The 7,740-nt window shown below is 56.4% G+C and carries 8 protein-coding genes, 1 tRNA gene and 2 pseudogenes; 4 read left to right on the forward strand and 7 right to left on the reverse strand.

Features of this window, described 5'->3' with window-relative positions; translation table 11 throughout:
* Together ABYT07_RS17240 and ABYT07_RS17245 are read right to left on the reverse strand one after the other, a co-directional pair.
* Window positions 1-1,159 (reverse strand): annotated as a pseudogene (locus ABYT07_RS17240) (tripartite tricarboxylate transporter permease); the annotation flags it as partial.
* Window positions 1,153-1,368, reverse strand: a pseudogene (locus tag ABYT07_RS17245) (tripartite tricarboxylate transporter TctB family protein); the annotation flags it as partial. The pseudogenes ABYT07_RS17245 and ABYT07_RS17240, both read right to left, overlap by 7 nt.
* On the opposite strand from ABYT07_RS17245, the gene ABYT07_RS17250 reads away from it, so the two are divergent.
* Window positions 1,323-1,646 (forward strand): hypothetical protein, encoded by a 324-nt coding sequence (locus ABYT07_RS17250; RefSeq protein ID WP_372993277.1) that lies wholly within the window; start codon window positions 1,323-1,325, stop codon window positions 1,644-1,646. The pseudogene ABYT07_RS17245 and the gene ABYT07_RS17250 sit on opposite strands and share 46 nt — an antisense overlap.
* Window positions 1,647-1,826: 180 nt before the next feature.
* Here the strand turns inward: ABYT07_RS17250 and ykgO are convergent, their stop codons facing one another.
* Window positions 1,827-1,952: a type B 50S ribosomal protein L36 gene (gene ykgO, locus ABYT07_RS17255; RefSeq protein WP_005850168.1), complete on the reverse strand. Its 126-nt coding sequence runs from the start codon at window positions 1,950-1,952 to the stop codon at window positions 1,827-1,829.
* Window positions 1,953-2,029: 77 nt separating this feature from the next.
* A tRNA-Val gene (locus tag ABYT07_RS17260) sits at window positions 2,030-2,104 on the reverse strand.
* A gap of 150 nt (window positions 2,105-2,254) precedes the next feature.
* Between ABYT07_RS17260 and ABYT07_RS17265 the strand changes: the two genes are divergently transcribed.
* The gene (locus tag ABYT07_RS17265) at window positions 2,255-3,115 is read left to right on the forward strand and encodes an N-formylglutamate amidohydrolase (protein ID WP_372993271.1); all 861 of its coding nucleotides are present in this window, start codon (window positions 2,255-2,257) and stop codon (window positions 3,113-3,115) included.
* A 12-nt stretch (window positions 3,116-3,127) separates the two neighbouring features.
* Here ABYT07_RS17265 and ABYT07_RS17270 read toward each other — a convergent pair whose 3' ends face one another.
* Window positions 3,128-4,381, reverse strand: coding sequence for a DNA polymerase IV (locus ABYT07_RS17270; protein WP_372993272.1), 1,254 nt, complete (start codon window positions 4,379-4,381; stop codon window positions 3,128-3,130).
* A 7-nt stretch (window positions 4,382-4,388) separates the two neighbouring features.
* Here ABYT07_RS17270 and ABYT07_RS17275 point away from each other — a divergent pair, with 7 nt between their 5' ends.
* Window positions 4,389-4,862, forward strand: coding sequence for an NUDIX hydrolase (locus ABYT07_RS17275; RefSeq protein ID WP_372993273.1), 474 nt, complete (start codon window positions 4,389-4,391; stop codon window positions 4,860-4,862).
* Between the two features lie 195 nt (window positions 4,863-5,057).
* Here ABYT07_RS17275 and pyrF read toward each other — a convergent pair whose 3' ends face one another.
* Window positions 5,058-5,747, reverse strand: coding sequence for an orotidine-5'-phosphate decarboxylase (gene pyrF, locus ABYT07_RS17280; protein WP_372993274.1), 690 nt, complete (start codon window positions 5,745-5,747; stop codon window positions 5,058-5,060).
* Window positions 5,748-5,943: 196 nt separating this feature from the next.
* Window positions 5,944-6,258, reverse strand: a complete 315-nt coding sequence (locus tag ABYT07_RS17285) for an orotidine 5-phosphate decarboxylase (RefSeq protein ID WP_372993275.1) — start codon at window positions 6,256-6,258, stop codon at window positions 5,944-5,946.
* A 412-nt stretch (window positions 6,259-6,670) separates the two neighbouring features.
* Here ABYT07_RS17285 and ABYT07_RS17290 point away from each other — a divergent pair.
* The coding region (locus ABYT07_RS17290) for a Clp protease N-terminal domain-containing protein (protein ID WP_372993276.1) at window positions 6,671-7,740 on the forward strand (1,070 nt) is incomplete at its 3' end.

Below are 7,740 nucleotides of genomic sequence, written 5' to 3' on the forward strand. Positions count from 1 at the left end.
AGCCAGCGTCATCGGGCATTCCCAGATCAATGAGATGCCATCATAAAGCTGCATGGAGCGTGCAAAGTTGTTTTCGAGCATGCCGCCCAGAATGAAGTCGATCAGCAACGGTGCCAACGTTTAATCCGCAAATTTTAGCGCGGTAGCACAGACCCCGAAGACAACGAGGATCAAACGTTCTGTCGCGCTGTTCTAGCTAATATAAGCCCCGTGAGGGTAAAGAATAAAATGAACAGTATTAGATGGTTACGCGGGATCAGCAGCACCTTGGCGATATAGGGTGTCAGCGGCAGGTTCAGGATCAACAACACCAGATTGCCGGTGAACATCGACATGGTGACAGACCAGAAAATCTGCGGCTCGTCGATCATTTGGCGCGGACCCGGCGAAACATTCAGCGTCAACAGCGGTACAGATGAACCGGTGCAGGCCGCGTTGTTAGCTGTCTCGGGGGGGCGCAGAGCCCTTGATCGATCCCTTGCCAAACTCTGCTGGCTCCTGTTTGGTCGAAAGGTTGCGTTCCACCGCATAGCCCAAAAGACTGGCGATCGTCGCCCCGGCCCCCGACAATAAGCCGATAAAGAACCCTTGGATCGACTGGCGGCCAATCACGGGCGCGATGGACCGTGTGATGTGCATTCACTATCTGCAGTGCCAGCCACCTTGGGTTTGAGAACCAGAAACAGCGCCTCGGGCAACGCAAATACCGCCATCACCAGCGTGATAAAGCCCAAGCCTGATTGCAGGTTTATAATCCCGCCCGCAAAGCGTGGCAGGTTGAACACTGCGCCTTCGCCAGCGGTCGCCATGATCAGGCCATGGACGTCATTATCATCGCTTTTGCAACCTGGCCCTGCTGCGCCATGGGATAGCCATTGAAACTGGAGGCAACGGTTCCGGTCACGCCCGGCGCGTTGAGCAGGATCGAAGAGGTGGAGCCGCCAAAGATGGCAACGTAATAGACCCCGGCCAGCAAAATCAATGCGGCGGACGGGTCGCCCATTGAGGTCGCGATGGGGATCATGATCGCAATGATCGACATCAGCCCAAGTCCGGGTAACATACCGATGAATGTGCCGATCAGGCAGCCGGCACTAACCATCGCAAAGTTCTGGAATGACATGGCCGTTTGCAGGCCAACAAGAAGTCCTTCTAGCATGACAACTTCATTTGAGTATTGGTCAAGAAGCTGGGCAGCGGGCGCATGTAGATGCCAAGCAGCTCTTGCACCAGATACCAGACAATGAAGGTTGCGATGACGGCGATGCAGGTCATCAAGATTCACTTACGCTCGCCCAGAATAAAGGAGCTGAGGAACAGAAATGCACTGGTCGAGAACACAAAGCCCGCAGGGCGCAGCAGCAGCGCATCTTTTGCCTTCGGATTTTCCGACAACGATGATGCGGTCTGCCCTCGTTTTAAAGGCAGTGCCCAATCCCGCCTTGGCCGAAGCATTTGTCAGCCATCTGATTCTTGGGGAATCTGATGGCGCGCGTCGTGGTTTCCCCTTGGTGCCACTTGGGGCGTTCCAAAACATCGCAGGTCGTTCGTCGATCAGTCTGGAGCCTGCATTGATGACCTATCTCGGTGCGCTCAAACGGCAAACCTTTTTGCGCGAATGGGAAAGCGCGATCATTCAAGATTGAAACGCCGGGCTGTTCACCCGTCTTGGGGGCAGTGTCCGACCGGACACAGAACCATGGTGGGACTGTTAATTTAAAGGGCGTCACGAATCCACAAGTTGTCTCGCACCGCTGCCTGCTGTCCGCCAAACAAAAAAGCCGCCCCCGAAGGAGCGGCCTTTTCTAACTGGATGCAAACAGTTCTTAACCCTGACGGGCTTTGAACCGGCGCTGCGTTTTGTTGATTACATAAACGCGGCCTTTGCGACGCACAACGCGGCAGTCACGGTGCCGGTTCTTGAGCGAGCGGAGCGAATTGCGAACCTTCATGGTCGTTCTCCTGTGTCGTGGCGCGGGCCTGCGCCGGGTTGCGGGCAGTCCAGCGGATGCTGGACCAATGAATTAGGTGGTGGGCGATACTGGGATCGAACCAGTGACCCCTTCGATGTCAACGAAGTGCTCTACCGCTGAGCTAATCACCCCCTATGTAGCCCGAAAACCAGCGCCCCAAACAAAAACGGGGCGCGAAATTTCCGCGCCGATAGGGGGGCTATAAATAGAGTCGCAGGTATGATCAAGGGGTTTTGGCTTTGTAAAAACATGCGCTATGATCATTCTTGAAAGGTGCGCGAATGCCACACTCTGCTTATGACGTTATACACCCTGATCGCACCCTGTCTTGCGTGGTGTTTGCATCGCCCCATTCCGGGCGCGATTATAGCCCTTCTTTCTTGCAGGCTAGCGTTTTGGACAGTCATACCATCAGGTCTTCCGAGGATGCATTTGTCGATCAACTGTTCAACGTGGCCCCGCAATTCGGGGCACCATTCCTGATGGCGCGTGCGCCGCGGGCCTTTGTCGATTTGAACCGGTCCTGCGAAGAACTGGACCCCGCCTTGATTGATGGGCTGCGCAGACAGGGGCATAATCCGCGTGTTTCTTCGGGTTTGGGGGTGATTCCACGGGTCGTTGCCAATGGGCGGTCGATTTATCGCGGCAAAATCACCATGCAAGAGGTGCAGCGGCGTTTGGACGACTATTGGCATCCGTATCATGGCATGCAGCAAGTACTGCTGGATTGCGCGCGTCGCCGCTTTGGTCAGGCGGTGCTGATCGACTGCCATTCAATGCCCCATGAGGCGATGGACGGCGTCGCCCGCCAAGGCATGAAACGCCCTGATGTTGTGCTTGGTGACCGTTTCGGGGCTGCGGCAAGCGGTGATGTCGTGGACCGGGTCGAGGCAGCTTTTGTCGATGCCGGGTTCAATGTGACGCGCAACACGCCCTTTGCGGGGGCTTATATTACGCAGGCCTATGGGCGTCCGTCGCGGGGCCAGCATGCGGTGCAGGTTGAATTGGATCGGTCTTTGTACATGGACGAATCACGTGTGCGCCCGAATGGCAACTTTGAGGCCGTTCAAAAGGCGCTACAATCGGTCGTGGCGCAGATCGCGGGCATCGGTCAGGGCCGCGTACCGCTGGCGGCCGAATAACCAACCCAAGGGTCAACGCAGTGCGCGGCCTTTGACGATGGCCTTGTCGCCGAATTTTTCGCGAATCGCATCGGTGGCGCGTTCGGCCTGACCCCGGCGTTTGGCGTCTGGGTCCAACAGGTCACCGGATTGGTCGGCCCCGTCGGCAGGGCCAAGTTCAGAGATGCCACAGCCCAGCAGACGGTAGGGGCCGGGATCGTTTAACTGGTCAAACAATCCGCGTGCAGTGCGATAAATACGGTCGGCCAGCTGTGTCGGATCATACAGCGACACGCGCCGTGTGATCAGCGAAAAATCTGACCGCTTGAGCTTAAGCACTACAACACGCCCCGCCAAATCCTTGGCCTTGGCGCGGTCAGCGACCTTTTGGGCCATGCGCCACAGGTGGCCGTCCAGCAGTTCAGGGTCCGACGTATCGTCGTTGAAAGTGGTTTCATTGCTGATCGATTTCATCGGCGCATGTGCAGATACGCGACGTTTGTCCTGACCGCGCGCCAGATGCCACAATCGGTCGCCCATGCCGCCGAAACGGGCCACGAGATCGGTCCGTTCCCATCGCAGCAGATCCGAGAACGTCTTGATCCCCGCCTTGTTCAGCGTGGCAAGGGACGCCGCGCCGACACCCCAAATCATGCTGACGGGTTTATCGCTTAGAAAATTCTGGGTTTCGTCCGCACCGATCACAGAAAATCCGTTGGGCTTGTCCAGATCAGAGGCGACTTTGGCCAGAAACTTGTTGTGCGACAGCCCGATAGAGCCGGTCAGCCCCAGTTCGGTTTTCATCCGCCGTACCAACCGCGCCAGCATCACCGCAGGCGGTGCGCCGTGCAATTTGGTGGTGCCGGTCATGTCTAAAAATGCCTCGTCCAGCGACAGCGGTTCAATAGCGGGGGTCAACTCCTCCATCATGGTGCGGATAGCGCGCGAGGCTTCGACATAGGCCTCCATCCTAGGCTTGATGATGATGGCCTCGGGGCAAAGCTTGAGCGCTTGAAACATCGGCATCGCAGATTTCACGCCCTTGATCCGCGCAATATAGCAAGCGGTCGATACAACGCCGCGCCGACCGCCGCCGATGATCACTGGTTTGCCGTTCAGCGCGGGGTTATCGCGTTTCTCGACCGAGGCATAAAACGCATCGCAATCCATATGGGCAATAGACAGATCAAACAATTCAGGGTGCGCAAACACACGTGGGCTGCCGCAGGCCGGACAGCGGCGTGCGGGCGCAATTTGGGACAGGCAGTCGCGACAAAGGGCTGGCATATGGGGTATGTGGGTTCAGAATGGATTGCGGCAAGACTATCTGATGGGGCTGGGTTTGAACACGGATTTCGAGGGGGCAAAGATCGCGCTGTATCTGGGCGATGATCTGGTTGTGATTTTGCGCGATGACATTGACGGCCTGCCATTCCCCGGGTTTTGGGATCTGCCTGGCGGTGGCCGCGAAGGTGACGAGACGCCAAAAGCCTGCGTTCAACGCGAATGTTTCGAAGAATTGGGCTTGGTTATGACGGATGCGGATTTTCGCTGGGGGCGTTCCTTTGACACGAATGGGGTGGTGCATTGGTTTTTTGTGGGGCACCTGCCCGCCGGATGTGCAGGGGAAATCGTTTTCGGGGATGAGGGGCAAAGATGGGCGATAATGCCGGAACAGACATTCATCGCCCATGCCAAAGCCGTACCTATGTTCCAGGACCGTCTGCGGCTTTATCTGGCCGAGCGTCTGCCAGGAACTAGGTTTTGACTAAGAGGGTATGAAAGGCCCCCCGCATAAAAGCGGGGGGAGGTGACGAACTTCAGGAAGAACCAGTTCGTCGGGGAGTATCACCATAGTAAGGGTGCCATACGATCGGCGTATTTCAAAATGAAAATTCCCGCTAAAGTTTAAAAATGTCGTTCTGTTACCGAATTAACACAGGTCTAGCCGAGCGCTTTGACGTTAAGGAAGCTCAGACAGGACGGCGCGTGCGGCAGCGGCGGGGTCTTGGGCCTGCCAGATGGGACGTCCCACAACGATGTGATCTGCGCCGTCTGCGATGGCTTGGGCCGGGGTCGCCACCCGCTTTTGATCGCCCAAGGCCGCACCTTGGGGGCGCACGCCGGGGGTGACGATCAGCTTGCCAGCCGCTTCGGGCAGGGCGCGGATCAGGGCGGCTTCTCGGGGGGACGCAATCACGCCATCCGCGCCCGCATCAAAAGCGCGTCCGGCGCGGGTGACGACCAGATCGGGAATGTCTCCGGACTGGATCAAGCTTGCGTCCAGATCGGCGCGGTCAAGCGAGGTCAGGATGGTGACAGCGAGGATTTTCATCCCCGACCCTGATGCGCCCTCCATCGCGGCACGCACCACATGGGGGTCGCCATGGACAGTCAGAAAGTCCAGATCGAACTTGGCCAATCCCCGCACTGCGGCCTCTACCGTGGCCCCGATATCGAATAGTTTCATATCCAAAAAGACGCGCTTTCCATGATCTTGGATCAACTCATTGGCAAGGCCAAGGCCCCCGCCGGTCAACATGCCAAGGCCAATTTTATAGAACCCCACGCTATCCCCCAGCTTTTCGGCAAGTTCGAAGCCGGCGACGGCGTTGGAAACATCAAGGGCGACAATCAGACGGTCATCAGACATAGGGGGCTCCGGGTGCGGGGAAGGACAAACGACGCTGGCTTAAGGGGTATGGCGTTGCATGTCCATGAAAACAAAAAACCCGGACTGCACAATGGCAGTCCGGGCAAGTAACAGAGACAGTATAGGCAGCAGTCTCTGGGGTTTGCGGTGTCGTACCGGGGCGGGTACGACAGGCAGTTCCGCAAAATAGGGATGATCAGGCGGCGCGCAGGCCAGGCAAATTGGCAACGCGCTTCAGCCAAGATTTTGGGTCAAAGCGGGGACGACCAGCGCGCTGGTCCGGACCAAGGCGCTTGATTTCCGACCGCATGCCCCCGCGGCCCAGATGGCGGCGGTTGGCTTGCTTGGCCAGTCCCAAGGCGGCATCAGAAAACGAGGTAGAGATCGGCGCGTTGATGGCGCAAGCATATTTGAATGAACGGCCCGTATCATGGACGGTGACGATCGCTTCAAAGCATTGTTCTGCAGCGTTATAAATTACGTCATTCAGTTGGATTTTACACGTCTTCATGTGTCTTACCTCATTGATCATTTTGTCTGCTCGAAACTTTGGGTTAGGCCCCATTGCGAATTAAACTCGACTGTTGTGGAAAAGTTCCATCAATTCCAACCCAAATTGTTAACAAAGTTAATTTTATATTACAAAACAGTCAGTTGAGGTGTGGATATTTGCCCGGTGAAATGGGTGGGATGTCATGTAGAATTTGTATAGATCAACATTTTCGATTGCTTCTAGAAGCTGTTTTTTGGAAATCAAATTTCCAAAACCCCGCCGATTCGCATGAATGAGAAGCGCAAATTTCCTGGACCAGCCTCTTGAAACGGACCGCCTTAAACCCTTGATTCAGATCAAGGCCAACATTCCGACGCGCTGCTAATCAGGTGTCGGTACCGATTGGCGCTTAACTGAAAAGGAGAGAACCATGGACTTAAGCAAGTTCACGGAAAGATCGCGTGGCTTCATTCAGGCAGCGCAGACAATTGCGACCCGCGAAAGCCACCAGCGCCTGACGCCGGAGCACCTGCTAAAAGCACTGCTGGATGATGATCAGGGACTGGCGAGCAATCTCATCACAGCGGCAGGCGGTAACCCGTCGCGTGTTGTTGAGGCGTTGACGCTGTCGATGGGCAAGCTGCCCAAGGTGACAGGCGACGCGGCACAGGTTTATCTGGACAATGCCACAGCCAAGGTTTTGGCCGAGGCCGAAGATCTGGCCAAGAAAGCTGGCGATAGCTTCGTTCCGGTCGAACGCGTTTTGATGGCGCTATGCATGGTCAAATCCGCCGCAAAAGATGCGCTTGAGAATGGCAAGGTGACGGCGCAAGGCCTGAATACTGCGATCAACGACGTTCGCAAGGGGCGCACTGCCGATACGGCAAGCGCCGAAGAAGGCTATGATGCGCTCAAGAAATACAGCCTTGATCTGACGGAACGCGCCCGCGAAGGCAAAATCGACCCGATTATTGGGCGGGACGAAGAAATCCGCCGCGCGATGCAGGTGCTTAGCCGTCGGACCAAGAATAATCCGGTGCTGATCGGTGAACCTGGTGTCGGTAAAACTGCGATCGCCGAAGGTCTGGCTTTGCGGATCGTGGATGGTGATGTGCCTGAAAGCCTGCGCAACAAGCGGTTGCTTGCGCTTGACATGGGGGCACTGATTGCCGGTGCGAAATACCGTGGTGAATTCGAGGAACGTCTGAAAGCTGTGTTGACCGAGGTGACAGAAGCTGCGGGCGAAGTGATCTTGTTCATCGACGAAATGCATACGCTTGTGGGGGCGGGCAAGGGCGAGGGCGCGATGGATGCGGCCAACCTGATCAAACCGGCCTTGGCGCGTGGCGAATTGCACTGCGTTGGCGCGACAACCTTGGACGAATACCGCAAATACGTCGAAAAAGACGCGGCTTTGGCGCGGCGTTTTCAGCCCGTGATGGTGTCAGAACCAACGGTCGAAGACACGATCAGCATTTTACGCGGCATCAAGGAAAAGTA

The organism is Sulfitobacter sp., from assembly GCF_041552635.1.
Lineage (GTDB): Bacteria > Pseudomonadota > Alphaproteobacteria > Rhodobacterales > Rhodobacteraceae > Sulfitobacter.

Bases quoted from the DNA above. Each gene is read 5' to 3' on its own strand.
- ABYT07_RS17250 (WP_372993277.1), top strand. From the start codon at position 1,323: ATGCACTGGTCGAGAACACAAAGCCCGCAGGGCGCAGCAGCAGCGCAT.
- ykgO (WP_005850168.1), bottom strand. From the start codon at position 1,952: ATGAAGGTTCGCAATTCGCTCCGCTCGCTCAAGAACCGGCACCGTGAC.
- ABYT07_RS17265 (WP_372993271.1), top strand. From the start codon at position 2,255: ATGCCACACTCTGCTTATGACGTTATACACCCTGATCGCACCCTGTCT.
- ABYT07_RS17270 (WP_372993272.1), bottom strand. From the start codon at position 4,381: ATGCCAGCCCTTTGTCGCGACTGCCTGTCCCAAATTGCGCCCGCACGC.
- ABYT07_RS17275 (WP_372993273.1), top strand. From the start codon at position 4,389: ATGTGGGTTCAGAATGGATTGCGGCAAGACTATCTGATGGGGCTGGGT.
- pyrF (WP_372993274.1), bottom strand. From the start codon at position 5,747: ATGTCTGATGACCGTCTGATTGTCGCCCTTGATGTTTCCAACGCCGTC.
- ABYT07_RS17285 (WP_372993275.1), bottom strand. From the start codon at position 6,258: ATGAAGACGTGTAAAATCCAACTGAATGACGTAATTTATAACGCTGCA.